Here is a 19273-nt window from a genome sequence, read left to right on the forward strand (position 1 = left end):
TCCAAATTATTCCACGGTGACACTCTTCGCGAGATTTCTGGGCTTATCTGGATCCAGTCCTTTCAAATCCGCTATATGATAAGCAAACAATTGTACAACAGGTGCCATCATAAGCGGATAGAGACTCTCGTGGGTTGGAGGAACATGGATGATATCACCTGTGATCTCTTCGAGGCTTCTGTTACCCTCCGTTCCCAAAACGATCACAGGCGCATTCCTCGATTTAGACTCGATCACGTTACTCTTGGTTTTGAAGAACAGGCTATCGTCCGGCATCACAGCGAAAACTGGAAAATCAACATCCAGGAGGGCTATGGGACCGTGTTTGAGTTCGCCCGCCTGATAAGCTGTGGCATGTATGTACGTTATTTCCTTAAGCTTCAAAGCGCCTTCCAGTGCGGTGGGATAACTGTATCCTCTTCCTATGTACATGAAGTTCCTGTAATTCTTGTATTTTTCAGAAAGCTCCCTTATCTGGGGATCCTTTCTCAGCACGTTCTCCAGAAGTTCCGGCATACGAACGAGCTTGTCCAGAATATCTTCTGCTTCCCTGTCCCAGTATCCGTTTATCTCCATTATCTTCAGTCCAAGAAGGTACAGCACCGCGAGTTCGGCCACGTAGGTTTTCGTCGCGGCAACTCCTATTTCGGGACCCGCGTTCATGAAAAGCGTCACATCGGATTCTCTGTCGAGCGTGGAACCCACCACGTTCACAATCGAGACGATTTTCGCGCCGTGTTTTTTGGCAAGCCTAACGGATTCAAGGGTATCTGCCGTTTCCCCAGATTGTGAGATGGCTATCAGGATATCTCCTTCTTTTATATGAGGCCTTTTGTATCTGAACTCGGAGGAAACCTCGATTTCAACATCTATATCTGTGTGATTCTCCAGGAAGTATTTGAACACCAACCCTGCATAGTAACTGGTCCCACACGACACCACGCGGATTCTATCTGCACCCTTCAGAAGTTCTTCATAGTACTCGAGCTCTTCAAAAAATGGTCGATCGTTCTTCACTCTTCCGACGAGTGCATTTACGAGGGCCTGCGGATCCTCCATTATTTCCTTGTACATGAAGTACTTGTATCCACCTTTTTCTGCCGCTTTTTCATCCCAGTCAACGTGGTAAATCTTTCTTTGTTGCTTCACTCCGTCCGTGTTGTAAACTTCAAATCCATCCTTTCTCAAAACCATCACGTCGCCGTCTTCAAGAAAAACGACGTCTTTCGTAAACCTCAAAAGGGGAGTCACATCCGACGCAAGAATTCCCACACCGTTTCCAATTCCAGCGACAAGGGGACTGCCTTTCCTTGCAGCAACAATGGTGTCAGGAACACTTTTGTGAACAACTGCGATCGCGTAGGCTCCTTTCAACTTTTTAACGGCTTTCAGGACGGCATCGAGCAGATCCCCTTCGAACTCTTCCTCCACAAGATGAGCGATCACTTCGGTATCCGTTTCCGATGAAAAAATGTGTCCCCGTTGTTCCAGAAACTCCCTTATTTCTCTATAATTCTCAATTATGCCGTTGTGGACCACCGCAATTTCTTCTTTACAATCCATGTGAGGATGTGCGTTTATATCGTTCGGTTCACCATGTGTGGCCCACCTCGTGTGAGCGATTCCAACAAAGAATCTATCGTTCAGCTTTTGTTTGAGCCCGTTCCTTAGGACATCTATCCTTCCCTTCTTTTTGTACACTCCGAAATTATCTCCCAAATAAGCGATACCCGCCGAATCGTAACCTCTGTATTCGAGTTTCTGAAGAGATATTACGAGATCTTCGAGTTTCAAATTCTCACCGACCATCCCCACTATTCCGCACATGGGAAATCCCCCTCTCTATCTCCTGAACGATGTTCATTCTAATACCCTTCTCCGCAACTTTTATGGCATGCTTTATGGCTTTTGCATCCGAAGATCCATGCGCTTTCACGACGATTCCTTTCACTCCCAGTATGAAGGTACCTCCATAGGACCTGGGGTCGAGTTTCTCTTTCATCTTGTCAAAACTTCTTTTCATGAGAAGCGCCCCAAGAAGAGAAAGAAATCCTCCATCCTTTATAGACTCCTTCAACACACTCGTGATCAACTTTGCAGTACCCTCCATGGTTTTCAACGCGACGTTCCCTGAGAAACCATCGGCCACCACAACATCAACAGTGCCAAGGTTTATATCATGGCCTTCAACGTTTCCAAAAAACGTATCCCCGAGAAACTCCTTCAAAAGCTGATAAGCTCTTTTGATATCATCCGGTCCTTTGTTTTCCTCAGATCCCATATTCAGAAGGCCAACCTTTGGACTTTCCGTTCCCAGAACTTTGGAGTAAACGATTCCCATGAAAGCAAAATCAACCAGATGCTCTGGCCTGACCCTAGCATTCGCTCCGGCATCGATGAGAACGGTGGCTCCTTTGAGTGAAGGTACGGCTACTCCGAGAGCTGGCCTTTCAATGCCTTCCAGTTTACCAACAATCGAAGTGGCACCAAGAAAGAGGGGCCCGGTAGCGCCAGCACTCACAAACGCGTCCACTTTTCCTTCGGAGAGTAATTTCAAGCCCACGTGCATTGAAGAATTCTTCTTTCTGAGAACTTCCAAAGGGGAATCGTCCATTTTAACAGTCTCAGAGGCGAAAACACAGGGAAGCCCTCTGTTCTTCACAATTTCCTCAGGCCCGATTAGTACTATCTCTCCTTCAACCTCTTTTGAAGCCAAAAGAGCGCCCTTCAAAATTTCATCGGGCGCCCTGTCACCACCCATTACATCGATCGCTATTTTCACTCTATCACTCCGATATCTCAAGCACCTGTCTTCCCTTGTAATAGCCGCAGTGCAGACAAACTCTGTGTGGCATCTTGTATTCTCCACAGTTTGGACATTTCTCAAGAGGCACACTTATCGCTCTGTAGATCTTTGCTCTCTTGTGGTGTGTTCTCGATCTTGACCTTTTTTGCTTTGGAACAGCCATCCTTTATACCTCCCTGTTTTTGAGTTTATTTCTTAACCCGGCAAGAATTTCGAATCTGCTATCGACTACAGGAATTTTATCACATTTGTGATCGGGCTCTTCATTCAGATTAGCACCGCAGTAAGGGCATAGTCCTTTACAGTCTGGATTGCACAGAACTTTTTCTGGAATGTCAACCACTATCGCTTCAATGATTCTTTCTGACAGATCAAATTCCGTTTCATGATAGTATACGATGTTTTTCAAAGATTCAAGTTTCTCTTCTTTTACATTTTTCCTCATGCTTTCCGGTAGATAGAGAGCTTCTATAACTCCTCTTATTTCGACACGAGCGGGTTCAAGACATCTGGCACAGGGATGTTCTATTGCCGTGTGAACATATCCACCGACGGTGAAACCATCTTTCGTCTTTGCAACGACCATTTTTACCCGAACAGGTTCTAGGAATCGGCAAAAACCAACATCGAGTTCTATACCGTCTTTTTCGAAAATGCCCTCCAAAAAAAAGCGTTTCTTCTTTTCTATTTCCGAGAGTTCTACCTTCCAGTTCATTTTTTACCACCTCTTTTCAGATCAATTATACTGCTATTATTAGTAGTAGTAAATAATAAGGTACACAGGTGGTAGGTTTCAAGGATTGAAATTTTTGAATAAGCTTTTGATGAGACTTTTAATGATGTCTGCAACTTACCACCCGGGTGGTAGGTAAGTGGTAGGTAAGTGGTAGGTTTCTCTGAAATCAGCTTGGATACTGGATTTTAGGTGGTAGGTTTTCTGTAACGCTCATTAGAAGCACGTTGTAGAATCTCAGATCTGAACGATAATATTATTTGTAAAGACTAAAGTAGTCTATTGATGAGAGATTCAGAAACCTACCACTCTGAAATTAGCCTCAAATGGTCGATACAGAGTCTGGTGGTAGGTTTGCTTTGCATATATTCGATTCTATGCGATTATTTGTTAATTTAATACAATATATAGTGTATCTTTAAAAATCAGATACCACGAAATGTATACAAAACCTACCACTAAACCTACCATTTTAGTTTCAGTTAATAAGATTTTCTCTATAAATTACACAAATTCGACAAAAGGAGGTATAGAGTTATGAGTTTGAGAGATGAACTATGGCTTTGGAAAAAGGAAAAACTTGCAGAGCACGTAGCTAACAACTTAAGGAAGAAAAAACACGAAGTGTGGATTGTTCGTGATCGTGGAGAGGTTCTTGAAAAGGTGAAAGAGCTTATCCCGGAGGGTGCAACCGTATCGGCTGGTGGTTCCCTCACCCTCGCAGACACGGGTGTTATTGAACTTTTGCGCAGTGGCAGGTACAACTTCCTTGACAGGGCGGCTGCCAAAACGAGGGAGGAAGTGGAGGAGATATACAGAAAGAGTTTCTGGGCCGACTATTACTTCACCAGCGCGAATACCATAACGGAAGATGGAAAATTGGTCTTTCTCGATGGGAACGGTAACAGAGTGGCCGCCGTTGTTTTTGGACCAAAAAACGTGGTTGTGATAGCGAGTGTGAACAAGGTGGTGAAAGACGTAAAAGAAGTGCGAGAAAGACTGAGATACATCTCTCCTATGAATTCAAGAAGATTGAATTTGGAAACACCGTGTACAAAAACGGGATTCTGCGCGGATTGTACCTCTCCCCAGAGGATCTGTAACTACTTTCTGGTAGTGGAATCCGGGGTGAGACAGCCGGGAAGGTTCAAAGTGATTCTGACACTGGAAGACTTCGGACTTTAAAAAGGCGGGGAATCCTCCCCGCTTTAAAAATTCATCGGTATGATCTTGAGATAGTCATTGAGAGATCCATCGTCGAGGCAACACTGAATGATTTCCCTTCCTACGGGATTCAGATCCTCGGTTAGGAATTTCTTCAGTTCTCTCTTGAAGAAGTCTTTCAAGTCTTGAGCACCTTTCTCGTAGGCTTCTTCACCTACTTCAGGCTGGAGATTCGGTTGTAAGAGTTCCTTTGGAATGGTGTTTCCTTCAATCTTCATCTCTTTGAGAGAAAAACCGAGGAGTGAACATTTCGATGGGACGAGTTGATCTGGCCTGAACCTGACACCGCCTCTCCTTGAGAGATATTCTCTTGCGAGCCACTCCGGCATGAATCCTACCCTGTAAGCACCGATGTATTGATTTGGTACAAGTATGTATCTTGTCTCCGGTGTGTCTATAATCTGTTCAAGAAGGATGTTGGCGAGTCTCACCATTTTTCCAGAAGAGAAGGGCCAGAAGGATCCCACTCCTTCGCTGGTCATGCCTTTGGTGCTGACTATACTTGGGTTTGCGTGTCCTCTTGGTGCTACCAGTCTCCAAAGCCATGCCAGTGCAGGGGGCAAAATCTGCATCAACCCAACGATTCCATACGTTGGCTTCTCTTTCGTGCAGGGGGGTGTTCTCACTCCAAAGCTTCTCACGTCCACTTTCACAGGTTCAGAAATCGCGTTTTTCATAAAACGTTTCGGTATTATGACGCGCGGGTTTGGACACGGTTTTCCTGGTTCGTCCTCGATGTGTTCCCAGATCAATGCGGTTGAGTTTGGAACAGCATAGATGTTGAGGAATATGAGCGGTTCAGGCGGATGTATGGTCAACCTTTCAAGATCTGGAGCGCTTCCGTATTCTGTTATGTGGTCAACCCTTATAAACCATCCAGCTTCTGCATCTTTAGCAACGAGTTTCTTTCCCGTCTGGAGATTTGGATGACATAGAAACATATCATCGGCTACAGGCATGAGAACACAGGATTGTTTCAGCTCCATGTAGAGTTTTTCACCGGTTACGATGTTTTCGGCGAACTTTATCCTCCCATCCGGTTCTCTGTGTATCTCTTCGAGGATTTCACTTTTTCCCCCACCGCTTGCCCCTTCGTGCATGATCACGAGTTCATTTTCGTAGGGAGTGATGACTTTCACCGCAGATGCGTGGGCGGTAATCCATTTTTCTTTTTCGCCAACATGAAGGAGAAATCCATAAACTCCTTTCTTGGCGCTGGGCCCAGGATAGAGATTGTAGGAAAAAATCTCATAGTGAGAGTTGTGTCTGTAGTGAACGACTACCTGTTTACCGTCGAAGTGTGTGTGCCTGAATGGCGGGGCCAAGAACAAGTAGAGCTTGGGTTTGAAATTCTCGGGAACTTCACTGGCTGGTACAAAGAACTGTAGATCGGCGAGACCGCCGACGAAGAACCCGGCGTTCTTTGGGGCTATAAGAACGGCAGGATAACCGTAATCGTATCCACCGGCCATGAAAGGTAACAGGATTAACTCCTGTTTTTTCAACCACTCAAAAGTTTCCTGTCGAACAGGTTCGAAATCTTTTCCGAATCTCTCTTTGAAACGTGGTTTGTCTGTTTCTAGATCGTCGCCGACTACGAGCGCATTTGGATCTCTTCGCCTCATGTATGGTTCAGAATAATTGACCACCAGACCATTTTTACAGCGGGTAACCGTCGCCTCGACCACGAACCCTTTGCCGGGAACCTCGTAACCTACCTCGAAAAGGTCTCTACCGGCTATGGCAAGATCGAGTATTTCTTTCCTGCTCCCTGGTATTATTATCTCGGGGGCGTTTTCTATGACATCCTTAACTTCGTCAGAAAACACGAATCTGTCGAGAACAGCCGTTTTCACATTATCACCCCTCCATGATATGGTGTTCAAACCAGATTATACCACGTATTATGTGCGTAATAATTATGTGTAAATTCGAATTTTCTTGTATGCAATTTGAAATTTCCTTTAAGAGAACAAATGAGGAAAATCAATTGATGATTAAAATTTCTATGTTATAGAATATTTTGAGAAATCGGAGTTCAGGGAGGTTGGATAATTTGAAGATTTATGTTTCCGGGAAAGGGACTCTTATGGACACCTTGAGAAAAGAATTGGAAGAGCCAGAGTGGCAACTTACTGAATCGATTGAAGACGCGGATCTCATCGTCTCGAGCGAGATTCTGAAGATATCATTTTCGAATCAGAGGATCGTGGATTTCTATCCTATCAAGGAAAAATCAGTCCCATTCTACAGGGAAAAATCGATTCGGTTTGCGAGTATTTTTCCGATCTTTCATGGAGAATTCGCTTACTCTGAGTTTTATGTTGTTGAAAAGGTCACCGATGAAGCGATAGAGAATTTTCTCGATTTTCTGAGAAGATTGGGTGTTGTGGTAAAGGACGTTTCGTGGGATGATTATGAGAAACTTCTGGACGAGTCGTGTTCTGTTTTCTATCTTGGTTCAGCGTTTCGGGATCCCTTTTTGATCGATCATGTTTCCTATCTTCTTTCCTGGAAGGAAGAGAGAGAAACGTTTCTTAGAAGGGGAAAAGAAGTTGTTGTAAGTCTCGGTGAAGGGAGTGTTCCTGAAGAAACACCCAATATCATTGCGAAGGTCCTCAACGCTTTGAGAGCCCCTTCCAATATCACTGAGATGAGGCATAAGATCAGGTTGATAGATTTCATACTGCTCAGATTTATCGAGGAAAGAATGAAGGTGGCGAGAGATGTCGCAAGAGAAAAGAAAAAAACAGACTCTCCCATCGATATAAGGGATATAGAAGAGCAGAAGATAAAGGAGATCCTGGACAGAACAGATCTCAATCCCGTTAGAATGAGGCACATATTCGAAGAAATAATGAAACTTGCCAAAGAAGAGGAGTACAGATTACTTGGAATTTCCAGGACGGTGGCTGTGCTAGGGCCCATGGGAAGTTTCAGTGATGAGATGGCCATGAAATTGATAGGTTCAAGAATACCCCTGAAATACTGCTCCACAACTGACGAAATCATAGAAATGGTGGAAAAAGGTGAGGTGGATTACGGGATCGTACCTATTGAGAATTCCACCTACGGGACGGTAATCCCCGTACTGGATGCCTTGCTCAACCACGAAGTGGAGGTGTTCGGTGAAGCAAAGCTCGAAATACACCACTGCCTTGTGGCGAAGAAAAAACTGGATCTGAAGGAGATAAAAAGGATCTACTCTCATCCTCAGGCCATATCTCAATCTCTTGGATTCATAAACACGTACCTTTCGCACGCTGAGATTCGATACACTTCTTCAACGAGCGACGCTGTGAACCTTTTGGACGACGAATCTGCTGCCATCATGTCGGAGAACGCAGCGAGGATGTATGGATTGCTCATATTGAGGAGAAGCATCCAAGACTTGAAAGAAAAGAATATAACGAGGTTTTACATCATAAGGAGAAAGACAGGAAAGATGGAAGGAAGATACACCTCTCTGTTCTTTGGAGTTCAGGACAGACCAGGCTCTTTGAAGGCAGTTCTGGATATCTTCGCGAACAGAGGGATAAACCTCAGAAAACTTGAATCAAGGCCCGCAAGGACGTTCTTGGGAGATTACGTGTTTTTTGTGGAAGTTGAGGCACCTTTGAGAGAAGAGGATATTAGGGACCTGGAAAGGGTTACGGCGTTTTACAAAATCATAGGTGTGTTTGACGAGATAGGGGAGCTCGATGTGTTCAAATGAGGGGCGGAGTGCCCCTCATTTCGTTGCGGGTTCTTTCAGAAGGGGATACTGAAGGGAGTAACCGGTGAGTTTCATTATGATCCTTGGGATCTCGGTGTTGTCGAGAAATCCAGCGAAGTTTTCGGCACCCGGGCCAAAAGCGAAAATGGGAACGAGAATTCCTGAATGTGTCGTAGTGGTCCATCCAACGCCAACCTTTTCTCCAAGGATCCTTCCGAGTGCGATCTTTGGATCTTTGGACGTGGAAATCCTGTCCAGATCCTCATCAGAGAGAGTCAAACCGAAATACTCCTCGACAACCTCTTTGAATTTTTCCCGATCCTTTGGAGAGTAATTCGCCATGATCCAGTCCGTTGTTCTTTTGAAGTTTCTGATTTTGTCCACATCGACTCTGTAATCGCCAGAGGAAAGCCCCAATCCACCCGTCTCGTGGTCGGCAGTCACGATGACAAGAGTGTCTCCTCTCTTGAGTGCAAAATCGAGCGCTACTTGAACGGCTTTGTCGAATTCCACGACTTCTTTCCAGACCCCGTAGATGTCGTTATCGTGAGCTTCCCAATCTATTTGGGAGCCTTCCACCATGAGGAAGAAGGGTTCATCATCTTTCGACAGTATCTCGAGTGCTTTTTCCACCATTTCATAGAGCATCGGCTGCTCTTCTCTTCTGCTGCTTGCAGGATCCAGATGGCTCGGCGCGAAGAGTGCGAGAACCTTATCCGAATTCGCGGGGATTTTCAAGAGTTCTTCTTTTGTTCTTACGTATGTATAACCCATTTTCTTTGCAAGTTCGATCAGGTTGAGGTTATCATCTCGTTTTCCGCCGAGATCCTTGGGAAGAAAGTTTGCCCAGCCTCCGCCCATCACAACATCGACTGTTTCGCTCTCAACGAGCTGTTTTGCAATTTCGTTCTCTTCATCTCTACTCTTGACGTGTGCGTAGAAAGCGGCCGGTGTTGCGTGTGTTACCCTGCAGGTGACTACGATTCCCGTTCGAACTCCATAAGCCTTCGCCACTTCAAAGATGGTGGGTACCACCGTTCCGTCAGGGAGAACGTTGATCATACCATTGTTTGTTTTGAACCCCGAAGCCAGCGCTGTACCCGCCGCTGCGGAATCGGTCACCCAGCTGTTCGCGGAGTGTGTTTTCACAAGTCCAATGTAGGGAGTCTTCATGAACGAGAGGGGTTTTCCTTCGAGCATACTGGTGAGATAAATCTGAGATAGACCCATACCGTCTCCAATGAGGTAGATAACGTTCTTCACCTGAGAAAAAACGAGCGCGGCCAGCAAAGAGATCAGAATCAGTGTAAAAATCCTTTTCATCCTCGATCACCTCCCGACACCAGTGTACATGGACTTTTTTCGGGCTGTTTTAAGAAACGAAAAAAAAAATAAAGGCAGGGTTCGTCCCTGCCTTTCACAACAGTTCGTGTTCTCCGAATATGAGAGGAGGCTCATCTCTCAGTACTTTCTGTCTTCGCACAGTTCCGAGGTAGACGATGTGATCACCCGCTTCAAATTGTCCGGCCTTGTCGCATTCGATATAAGCGATCGTTCCTTCTGGAATGGGAAGGTTCCCTTCGCTCATCGTGTACGGGTACTTTTTGAACTTGTCTGTGTTTCTACCGGAGACAGTTCCAAAGTATTCAGCTATTTCTTTTGCGTTTTTTCCAAGAATGCACACGGCGAAGGAATCTGTCCTATCCATGAGTTCTCTTGTGTATCTGGTTTTTCCTATCGAAACGGCTACCATGGGAGGTTGCCAGGAAACCCTCGTCACCCACGCCACGGTGATTCCGTTGAGTTTCCCTTCCACGTTCACGGTTACTATAGCGGTCGAGGTGTAAAGTTTCCCCAGAGCATCCATTATTTCACCCCCTAAAAAATGGTATCATACTCACTGTGGGGGTGGAAGTGTGAGCTTTGTTTCCTTTGGGAGAAAGGTGTTTCTTCCAAGAGAAAGAGTAATAGCTGTTATGCCCATTAGTGCTTCTGTGGAAAAGAAACTAAGGAACGTGAATTTTTACGCTAACAAGATAATAAATGCGTCGTTTGGAAGACAACCGAGAACCGCAGTAGTCATGGATAGTGGGCATGTTGTACTCATTCCCACCCGATATAAAATAGCACTGAGGGTTATCTGGGGGCGGAGAAGAAAATGAAAAAATTCCCCGCTTTTCTCTCAATTGCTGCTGGATCGACGCTTTTCTCTGTTTTTCTGTTTATTTTTCTATCGAAGGTTTTCAGCGGAGAAATTCTGCTCAGCAGGTATATATTTCGAATTGGTGAATTTGAACTCAGATGGTATTCAACTTTGATTCTCACGGGCTTTTTGATCAGTTACTTTGTGGCAAGAAGGAGAGCGAAGAGTGAAGACATAAACATAGAAGAATTCGATGAGCTCATTTTCTACGGAGTGATAGCTGGTATCGTTGGAGCGCGCCTTTACTATGTTTTGTTCAATCTGAAGTATTACAGAAATTTGTGGGATGTTTTGAAGATCTGGGAAGGGGGACTTGCCATACACGGAGCTGTGATTGGAGCTTTCCTCACATGTTTCCTGTATGTCAGGTTGAAGAAGCCCTCCTTCACTTTCTTGCAGGCAACAGATCTGTTCACCTCCGTGTTGCCGCTAGGACAGGCAATAGGAAGATGGGGAAATTTCTTCAACTACGAGGCATTCGGTGTTCCCACGAACCTTCCGTGGAAAATGTTTGTGCCGGAGCCGTATAGGCCCGTTGTATACAAAGATTATTCCTTCTTTCATCCAACGTTTCTTTATGAGTCCATATGGGATCTGCTGGTGTTTTTCATATTGAGTGTTTATTTCAAAAGGTACGGGAGAGGGCACGGGGAAGTAACGTGTCTCTACTTTGTCCTCTACTCCCTTGGAAGAATCATGATAGAGAGATTGAGGGTCGATAGCCTCATGATTGGAAGCGTAAAGGCTGCTCAGCTACTGAGTGCCGTGCTGATTCTTCTGGGATTCATCGGTTTCCTGATTCTAAGATCTTCTCAAGAACTGAAAAGAGTTTTCTGAAGGCCTTCGATCTGTGACTGATTTTTTCTTTGAGATGAGGAATTTCGCCAAAGGTCTTGTCGTATCCATCTGGTATGAAGAACGGATCGTATCCGAAACCCCCTGTCCCTCTTATTTCGTTGGCGATTCGTCCTTCTACTCTGTCTTCAACAGAAATGAGAGTGTTTTCCACAGGATCAAAGAAGGTGGCACTACACACGAAAGCGGCTTTTCTATCTTTTCCTTCAAGCATCTTCAGTATGGTTCTCATCTTCTCTTCGTAGGAGTATTCCTCCATGAACCGGGCAGATATGACACCGGGGAATCCTCCCAGGGAATAGATGACCAGTCCAGAATCGTCGGCCATCACAGGACGTTTGATTTTTTTTCCGTAGACCAAAGCCTTTTTCATGGAGTTTTCTAAGAACGTTTCGCCGTCCTCGATTACTTCGATTTTCTCTGGAGAGGGCAAAACTTCCACCCACTCTGGAGCGATCATCTTTATTTCTTCAACTTTGTGCGGATTTGTCGTGGCAAGGTAGACGATCAGTTTTTTCATGTTCTCTTCCTCCTTTCAAATAGGATTCTACAGGAACTGAACGGTACCTTTTTCGTATTGAAATTTAGTTGTAAAATAAGGTCTGGTGCAGAGTGTTTTGGAAAGGAGGGAACTGTCTTGAGAAAAGCCTGGGTGAAGACGCTGGCGTTCGATAGAGTGAGTAACACGCCGGTTGTTATACTCGGTATCGAAGGTACAAATAGAGTGCTTCCTATATGGATAGGAGCGTGTGAAGGACACGCTCTGGCCCTCGCAATGGAGAAAATGGAATTTCCACGTCCTCTGACTCACGATCTCCTTTTGAGCGTTCTCGAATCTCTCGAAGCACGTGTGGACAAGGTGATCATTCACTCTTTGAAGGATAACACTTTCTACGCGACCCTCGTGATAAGAGATCTCACGTACACAGATGAGGAAGATGAAGAAGCCGCTTTGATAGACATCGATTCCAGACCTTCTGATGCGATCATACTCGCTGTGAAGACCGGAGCTCCCATTTTTGTATCGGACAGTCTGGTGGAGAAACACTCCATCGAATTGGAAATAAACGAAACACAAGATGAGGAAGAGGAGTTCAAGAAATTCGTTGAAAATCTAAACATAGATACCTTCAAACAGATGATAGAAAAGAAGAGGGAAGAAGATGAAGAAGGAGAAAGTTGAGGAAAAGATACACGAGATCTTGAAGCCTGGATGGAATCTTCTCACAGAAGAAGCCATGCTGTATTCCACGGTGGCCGGGGGGAAGAGGATCCGCCCTCTCCTCGTTTTGACACTGGGCGAGGACTTGGGGGTGGAAGAAGAGAAACTTTTCAACGTGGCGGTGGCCGTGGAACTATTTCACACGGCTTCGCTGATACACGATGACCTTCCTCCAATAGATAACGCGGATTTTCGGAGAGGAAGGCCTTCCTGTCACAGGGCCTATGGTGAAGATATCGCCCTTCTCGCAGGAGATGGACTGTTTTTCCTCGCTTTTTCCCAGATATCTAAAATCGGAAATTCAAAGATTTTTGAGGAATTTTCGGAAACGGCCTACAAGCTTCTCTTGGGAGAAGCAATGGATGTGGAGTTCGAAAGAAGAAAGATGGAGGTTTCACGGGAGATGGTGGAGAGAATGTACGCTTTCAAAACAGGAGCGCTCTTTGCCTTCTGCTTCTCTGCTCCATTCATCCTGAAGGGAAAAGATCACACCAGAATGAAACTCCTTGGAGAGAGATTCGGGGTGGCTTTTCAGATATACGACGATCTGAAAGACATTCTTGGATCTTTCGAAAAGGTAGGGAAGGACCTTGGAAAAGATGTGGGAAAGGTGACGATTGTGAAAAAAATAGGAATTCAGAAGGCTCGTGAAATGGCCGATATGTATTATGAAGAGGTCCTGAGAGGTATTGAATCGGAAAGACTCTTTCGCACACTGGCTCTTCTGAGAGAACTCAAACAGATGGTGGAGGAGAGATGAGTTTTTTAAAAAAACTCCTGGAAATTGTTTTGAAAAGAAAGATTCTGTTTTTCACCCTGATGTTTATAAGCATAACGGTGTTTCTCCTTCTGTTCTTTTTTCAAAAAGAAGGCTCCTTGAAAATTGGAAAAGAAGGGGCAGAGTCTGGTTTTGTCAATCTGAGGGTGGAGATACCACCTGGTGCTTTTGGAAGACAAAAGGTTTTGAAGATCACAAGAGTTTCTGATGAGGAAAGGAAATTTTACTCGAATGTGTTTGTGGGAGATCTTTACAGGGTGGAATTTGCGGACGGTGTAGATGAATTTGCTTTGAAACCGATACGTCTCAAATACTATTTCGACGCCAAATATCTCAGAGGTGAGAATTACAACAATCTCGCCCTTGCGTATGCGACAAATGATGGTGGATATCGTATCATTCCCGGGTCAATGATAGGAAAGGACGAAAGGGGCTATTTTGTAGAGGCCTTCACGTATCATCTTTCTGTTTTTGGAGTGATTTTGAGATCGACCGGTTTTCAAAAACATGGAATAAGGCTTCTGAGGGAAGCTGTGAACAGTTCCGGGCCGGCTGTTCTTCTGGTCCCAGGAGAAGATCCTACCTTTGAGGGTGTCGTTAAGGACAACAACATATGGGAGACGATTTTCCCCGATAGAACGATAATGACGTACGAATATGCCCTTTATGGATCACGTTCTCTGGCTTATAGTGAAATGTACAGGAATTTCATAAAAAAGGAAGGAAGGAGAAGTTTCATCGACTTCGAAGCGGATTTCCTCTCCCAAGAGATCTTGAAATATTCCCAGTATGAGTTCGATATCCTTGCACATGGAACGGGTGGATTGATCGTCTTGAGAATGTTGCAACGTCATCCCGAAGTGAACAACGTCAGAAAAGTTGTACTTCTTTCAACACCGGTTCAGGGTACCAACGTGGTGAATCCCCTCTACTTCTCTTCTATCTTCTACGGCAAAGATCCAGAGGTGTTGGGGGACATATTCGGAATAGAGTGGACGAAGCTGAAGATGTTGACATTGCACATCAGAAATCTCATAGACACATTGGGTGAGGTGGTACAGGAGATCCTTCCAGATTCTCAACTTGTGAAAGAACTCGGGGAATTTTCAAGAAACGATGTGGAAATAGTATCCATCTGTGGAGACACACCGCCTTACGGAGTTGATGTGTCTGGAACGGAACTCGAAAGGTTCTATCCGGAGTTCGTAAAAGGAAGGGGAGATGGTTTTGTTTCCGTTCAGTCCTGTCGGGTGGGTAAAGTTGAGCAGTTGAAGGGGAATTTTTACGACCTCTATTCCCGCGAGGAGAACGTATCCCACATAAGAGATCTCTTGAAGTACGAAGTTCAGATGTTTTCTGGTTTCAGAAGCGATGATTATGAGGAATACCTCTCATCGAAAAACCCAGAGCTCTCTGAGAAAGATATTCAAGAAGTTGTTGAAGTAAAAAAAACGGAAGACACTGAACTTCCTGTTCTGCCAGTTAAGATTCTCTTTGAAAACTTTTTAGAACGGATCCGATCTCTGGAGCTTTCTTCCTATTTGTCGGGAGCCTTGGTAGGTAAGGAAGTCTACATCGCTAACGAGTCGGGAGTTTTTGCTTGGAACAAGAAGGTTTTCGACAAGAAAATAGAATTTTTTAAAAAGGTAGAAGATTACGTATCGTTTGTAGGTGAAGGCGACATTTTCATAATAGACAACATAGGAATAAAAAAATACGCACCTTTTTCTCTTACCGGTGATATTAGCGACGCTCTGATAACAAGAGACGCGATCCTCCACGCCAGAGTGGTTCCTGGCGGTGTGAGGTACTATCTTTTCAGGAGTGGAACGGAAAAACTACTCGCCACCTCTCCCGGTACAGCGGTTCATATAAAATCGGAGAGTAGAAACTACCTTCTCATAACGGACGGAGAAGTCATTGCAATAGGTTTGGATTTCAAGGAGAAGGGAAGAGTACTGAGTTCTCTGTTCGGAGAGAAAGTGAAGATAGTAGATGCTTCTTTCAAAGACGATGCGTTCTATATTTTGCTCAACGATGGATCTATCGCTTTCATTTCCAGCAGTAAATCAGAAATAAAAAACTACGGTTTCGCTGTTCCAAAAAAGATTCTGAACATTCAGGACAGAATACTGGTTGTTTACGATGGCGTCATTCTGGATCTTTCTGATGGAAAAGCTCAGCGGTTCGACAGGAGAATTATCGATGCATTCCCGGGGAACGAGGGTCTTTTCATTGTGTTCGATGAGAAGGTGAGAGTATCGATAGAAGAGTGGCGGTTGTCAAAGGATTGATTTTGATTTTCATCGTGTTTTCTCTTGTTTCTGTTGCCAGTGATCTCTATTCCAGTGCTTTGAACGCGTACCTCGAAGGCGATTACAGAAGGGCACTCGAACTCTTTGAAAACGCGCTTCGAGAGGATCCAACCATTGAAGAAAGAGACCCCCTTGTGAAGCTGAAAATGGGAATTTGTGCTTACGCAACAGGTGACTACGAGAAAGCTCGTGCATATCTTTCAAATTTTCCAGACAACGTGGTGGCACAAGAAATTTTGAAGAGATTGAGTGTGCCGGAAGAGGTCTGGAAAAAATACATAGAGACCGAGAAGGCAGGTTCTGAATCAAAAAAGGCTGAAGCTACAAATAGTATTCCTTTTTGGCTGCCGGTGGTTGTTTCTGCTGCTACCTTCTTATCGGTTTTCTATCTTCAAAGGCTCTTGATGAAGCGCCTGGTGATACGTTCTGAGAAGAAATCCAGTGTTACCGAAGAGACTCCAGAAATTGTTGAGAAACTGCCAGAAAGTACTATCGAAGAGATTTCGGAGGAATCAAGTGAAGCTTTTTCGGAAAAGCTCGATTTTCTGGAAGAACTCCTCGGTAAGGTCCAGGAATCTAATCGTGAAGGATATGTGGATATCGATGAGGTGAAAAACAGAGCCAGAAAAATCCTCGAAAATTCAGCGGAAGTACCAGATGATCTCACGGCAGAGGAAGTGAACCTTGATGTAGAAGAGGTCATCAAAGAGCTGGAAGAGAAAGAAGCGTACGATGAAAAAGATGCAAGGAAACTTGTTCTTGCGGCCAAGAAGAAACTCAGGGAGGAATGAAAGTGTGGTTCTTCTTTTCAGGCGTCCTTATGGGAATAGCGAACGTTGTACCGGGTGTCAGTGGTGGGACAATCGCCGTTCTTATGGGTATCTATGAGAAACTGATAGAATCCGTGAATTCTTTTTTCCATGGAGATTCGAAATCTCTGAAGATGCTGATACCAGTGGGAATGGGTATCTTAGCAGGAATATTTGGTGTAGCACACTTTTTAGAAATCTTCCTCTCGAAGTACCCAGTTCCAACGCATTTCTTTTTTTTAGGACTCGTCATCGTTAGCTTTGTAAAAACAAAGGAGTACTTCTCGATCAAACCCGTGAACGTATTTTTTGTCCTTCTTGGGATGGTTCTGATTTTCGTGTTGCATTTTTCAAGTGGAACAACTGCGAAAGAAAACTTGTTCTTTCTCGTTTTGGCGGGTTTCATAGCGGCGATGGCCATGGTGGTGCCCGGTATAAGCGGTTCGCTGATCCTTCTGATTTTCGGTGTTTACGATCGCGTTCTCTATCTGGTTTCGCACCTGATAGTTGGTGAACTTTTGATATTCTCCATCGGAGTTGTCGCCGGCATTTTCGCCTCCGTGAAGATCATGAACTTTCTTTTGAAGAAGTTCCGGGAGGAAACTTACAGTTTCATCGGTGGGATGATCCTTGCGTCTCTCTACGAGGTTTTTCCGAAAAAGATGGATACAAACGTTATTTTACCCTCTATTTTGAGTTTTGTGCTCTCACTGACTCTTGGATTCGTATTGCTTCGTATTGAGAAGAAACTATCTGTGACTCAGAAACTTTAAGGCTTCTTTTATCAATTCGGATGTTTTCATTCCCTCTTTGTACACGTGTTTCACGGCTTCTCTTGCCTGTTTCTCCGGATATCCCAGTGACACCAGAGCTTCTAAGGATTCGTGGTAGATTCTCATGTCTTTTATTCCAGCACTCTCGAATTCATCTTTCAATTCCATCACGATTCGTTCCGCTGTTTTCTTACTGATACCGGGGAGCTTTGAAAGGCCCTCCACGTCCTGTGAGGCGATCATTGCCACCAGTGTTTCCGCATCTTCATTCGAGATGATTTTCAAAGCCGTTTTTGGTCCAAGCCTGGAGACCTTTATGAGGGAAAGGAAAAGCTCCTTCTTCGTTTCGTTTGAAAACCCGTAGAGAGTGATGCCGTCTTGTGAAACGCTCAAAAACGTGTGGAGGAAACATTCCTTGCCTTCTTCCACTTCCTCACTGGTCTGAACGTCACAGACGATTTCGAAAACGACACCGGATTTTGTTTCCACGAGGAGAACGTTTCCACTCTTTTTCAAAACTCTTCCAGAAACTCCCGCAATCATATTTTCCACTCCTCGCTTATCTTTCCGGTTGTCAGATATTCTCTCACGTATCCCACCAGAAACAGTGAACCTGTAACAACCGTGGTCCCTTCACTGGATTCAATCGCTTCTAGAGGGTCTTCTGCGACTTCCACGTTTTTGAAGAACTTCTTCGCTGTGTCAACAAGGCCGCTCATGTCTTTCATACGAGGTGAAGGAACGCGTGTGACTGTGACCCTTTCAAAGATTCCGGTATACTTTCGAAGAATATCCTCCCGGTTCTTGTCGTCCAGAATGCCTATTACCAGGTTCAAAGACTCGTTGCTGAAGTACAATTTCAAGCTTCTGGCGAGGCTTTCCGCTCCGTGAGGGTTGTGCGCTCCATCGAGGACGTACGTCTTCCCGTCTTTCTCCAAGATTTCAAATCTCCCCAGGTTTTTTGCATTCTTCAAGCCTTCGCGTATTGCTTTCTCGCTCACCGGAAGTCCTGCTGCTTCAATGGTCTTCAAGGCAACCCCGGCGTTTTCTACCTGGTGAAGACCGTTCATGGTCAGGACGAGATCTTCGAAGGTGTTTTCCCCGTAATAATCGAATTTATTTTCGTGAAGCTTCAGAGATTTAACCCTGACAGAGAAGTCTCTGTCTATGACGTACACCTTTGAATTCTTCTTTCTAGCGACATCTTCCATCACCTTGAGGGCTTCTTTTTTTCGCTCTCCGGTCACAAGTGGAACTCCCTCTTTTATTATTCCGGCTTTCTCCCATGCGATTTGCTCTATGGTGTATCCCAGTGTTTTTTCGTGATCTCTGTCTACCGTGACGATGGTGGAACAAAGAGGGAACACAACGTTCGTTGCGTCCAGTCTGCCTCCAAGGCCAACTTCCAGAACGGCAATGTCGACGTTTTTTTCCGCAAAGTAGAGAAAAGCCATCGCTGTCACGACTTCAAAAAAGCTTGGGGAGAGTATTTCTTCTTTATCGAGCTCGTTCAGAATTGGCTCCATCTTTTCGTAAATCTTCACCACGTCCTCCTCGGATATGTATTCTTCGTTTAACCTTATCCTTTCTCTAAACGTGCTCAGATGAGGGGAGTAATAGGATCCCACTCTGTATCCCTGAGATATCAAAACATGACTTATCATGTTCGTTACGGAACCTTTCCCATTCGTGCCGCCTATGTGTATGGTTTTGTATTTCAGATGGGGATTTCCCAGTTTTGAAAGCAGCATTGAGATCCTTTCAAGGCCTGGTTTCACTTTTCCCATAGGTCTTTTGTGATAAAGGTATTTGAGAACGTCGAGGTATACCATAGTCTCAT

Annotated in this window: 19 protein-coding genes; 9 read left to right on the forward strand and 10 right to left on the reverse strand. The window is 44.8% G+C overall.

Annotated features, from left to right (window positions below; genetic code table 11):
- Positions 1-6 precede the first annotated feature (6 nt).
- From glmS to AS158_RS07085, 4 genes are read right to left on the reverse strand one after another with little or no spacing between them, the layout of a single operon-like run.
- Positions 7-1827 carry a glutamine--fructose-6-phosphate transaminase (isomerizing) gene (gene glmS, locus AS158_RS07070; RefSeq protein ID WP_165304790.1) on the reverse strand — a complete coding sequence of 607 codons (1821 nt, stop codon included), beginning with the start codon at positions 1825-1827 and terminating at the stop codon, positions 7-9.
- Positions 1799-2782, reverse strand: coding sequence for a phosphate acyltransferase PlsX (gene plsX, locus AS158_RS07075; RefSeq protein ID WP_038051940.1), 984 nt, complete (start codon positions 2780-2782; stop codon positions 1799-1801). Before plsX ends, glmS begins: the two co-directional genes overlap by 29 nt.
- Positions 2783-2786: 4 nt before the next feature.
- A complete protein-coding gene (rpmF, locus tag AS158_RS07080; RefSeq protein WP_038051927.1) occupies positions 2787-2969 on the reverse strand; it encodes a 50S ribosomal protein L32 in 183 nt (60 codons plus the stop codon).
- A gap of 3 nt (positions 2970-2972) precedes the next feature.
- Entirely contained in the window at positions 2973-3521 is a 549-nt protein-coding gene (locus AS158_RS07085; RefSeq protein ID WP_038051924.1) for a DUF177 domain-containing protein, read from the reverse strand.
- A gap of 555 nt (positions 3522-4076) precedes the next feature.
- Here AS158_RS07085 and AS158_RS07090 point away from each other — a divergent pair.
- Positions 4077-4724 (forward strand): lactate utilization protein, encoded by a 648-nt coding sequence (locus AS158_RS07090; RefSeq protein ID WP_165304791.1) that lies wholly within the window; start codon positions 4077-4079, stop codon positions 4722-4724.
- Between the two features lie 23 nt (positions 4725-4747).
- Here AS158_RS07090 and AS158_RS07095 read toward each other — a convergent pair whose 3' ends face one another.
- A complete protein-coding gene (locus tag AS158_RS07095) occupies positions 4748-6619 on the reverse strand; it encodes a DUF4914 family protein (RefSeq protein WP_038051919.1) in 1872 nt (623 codons plus the stop codon).
- 200 nt (positions 6620-6819) lie between these two features.
- Here AS158_RS07095 and pheA point away from each other — a divergent pair, with 200 nt between their 5' ends.
- Positions 6820-8478, forward strand: coding sequence for a prephenate dehydratase (gene pheA / locus AS158_RS07100; protein ID WP_038051912.1), 1659 nt, complete (start codon positions 6820-6822; stop codon positions 8476-8478).
- Between the two features lie 15 nt (positions 8479-8493).
- Here pheA and AS158_RS07105 read toward each other — a convergent pair whose 3' ends face one another.
- Together AS158_RS07105 and AS158_RS07110 are read right to left on the reverse strand one after the other, a co-directional pair.
- The gene (locus AS158_RS07105; protein WP_165304792.1) at positions 8494-9801 is read right to left on the reverse strand and encodes an alkaline phosphatase; all 1308 of its coding nucleotides are present in this window, start codon (positions 9799-9801) and stop codon (positions 8494-8496) included.
- A gap of 94 nt (positions 9802-9895) precedes the next feature.
- Complete coding sequence (locus tag AS158_RS07110; RefSeq protein WP_165304793.1) at positions 9896-10345, reverse strand: flavin reductase family protein; 450 nt, start codon at positions 10343-10345, stop codon at positions 9896-9898.
- Positions 10346-10394: 49 nt separating this feature from the next.
- On the opposite strand from AS158_RS07110, the gene AS158_RS07115 reads away from it, so the two are divergent.
- Together AS158_RS07115 and lgt are read left to right on the forward strand one after the other, a co-directional pair.
- Positions 10395-10640, forward strand: coding sequence for a DUF370 domain-containing protein (locus AS158_RS07115; RefSeq protein ID WP_165304794.1), 246 nt, complete (start codon positions 10395-10397; stop codon positions 10638-10640).
- Complete coding sequence (gene lgt / locus AS158_RS07120) at positions 10637-11518, forward strand: prolipoprotein diacylglyceryl transferase (RefSeq protein ID WP_165304795.1); 882 nt, start codon at positions 10637-10639, stop codon at positions 11516-11518. Before AS158_RS07115 ends, lgt begins: the two co-directional genes overlap by 4 nt.
- Here lgt and rdgB read toward each other — a convergent pair.
- Positions 11466-12056, reverse strand: a complete 591-nt coding sequence (gene rdgB, locus AS158_RS07125) for an RdgB/HAM1 family non-canonical purine NTP pyrophosphatase (protein WP_038051903.1) — start codon at positions 12054-12056, stop codon at positions 11466-11468. The two genes, lgt and rdgB, sit on opposite strands and share 53 nt — an antisense overlap.
- A gap of 117 nt (positions 12057-12173) precedes the next feature.
- Here rdgB and AS158_RS07130 point away from each other — a divergent pair, with 117 nt between their 5' ends.
- From AS158_RS07130 to AS158_RS07150, 5 genes are read left to right on the forward strand one after another with little or no spacing between them, the layout of a single operon-like run.
- Positions 12174-12719 (forward strand): bifunctional nuclease family protein, encoded by a 546-nt coding sequence (locus AS158_RS07130; protein WP_038051900.1) that lies wholly within the window; start codon positions 12174-12176, stop codon positions 12717-12719.
- Complete coding sequence (locus AS158_RS07135) at positions 12700-13518, forward strand: polyprenyl synthetase family protein (RefSeq protein ID WP_038051897.1); 819 nt, start codon at positions 12700-12702, stop codon at positions 13516-13518. The genes AS158_RS07130 and AS158_RS07135 overlap by 20 nt, the downstream gene beginning before the upstream one ends.
- Complete coding sequence (locus AS158_RS07140; protein ID WP_165304796.1) at positions 13515-15830, forward strand: alpha/beta hydrolase; 2316 nt, start codon at positions 13515-13517, stop codon at positions 15828-15830. Before AS158_RS07135 ends, AS158_RS07140 begins: the two co-directional genes overlap by 4 nt.
- Positions 15809-16642, forward strand: coding sequence for a tetratricopeptide repeat protein (locus tag AS158_RS07145; protein ID WP_165304797.1), 834 nt, complete (start codon positions 15809-15811; stop codon positions 16640-16642). Before AS158_RS07140 ends, AS158_RS07145 begins: the two co-directional genes overlap by 22 nt.
- A gap of 2 nt (positions 16643-16644) precedes the next feature.
- Positions 16645-17433 carry a DUF368 domain-containing protein gene (locus AS158_RS07150; protein ID WP_038051888.1) on the forward strand — a complete coding sequence of 263 codons (789 nt, stop codon included), beginning with the start codon at positions 16645-16647 and terminating at the stop codon, positions 17431-17433.
- Here AS158_RS07150 and ruvA read toward each other — a convergent pair.
- Positions 17410-17976 carry a Holliday junction branch migration protein RuvA gene (gene ruvA / locus AS158_RS07155; RefSeq protein ID WP_038051886.1) on the reverse strand — a complete coding sequence of 189 codons (567 nt, stop codon included), beginning with the start codon at positions 17974-17976 and terminating at the stop codon, positions 17410-17412. The two genes, AS158_RS07150 and ruvA, sit on opposite strands and share 24 nt — an antisense overlap.
- A complete protein-coding gene (locus AS158_RS07160; protein WP_156105001.1) occupies positions 17973-19265 on the reverse strand; it encodes a folylpolyglutamate synthase/dihydrofolate synthase family protein in 1293 nt (430 codons plus the stop codon). Before AS158_RS07160 ends, ruvA begins: the two co-directional genes overlap by 4 nt.
- Between the last annotated feature and the right edge of the window lie 8 nt (positions 19266-19273).

The sequence above is a fragment of the Thermotoga sp. 38H-to genome, from assembly GCF_011057665.1.
Classification (GTDB): Bacteria; Thermotogota; Thermotogae; order Thermotogales; family Thermotogaceae; genus Thermotoga.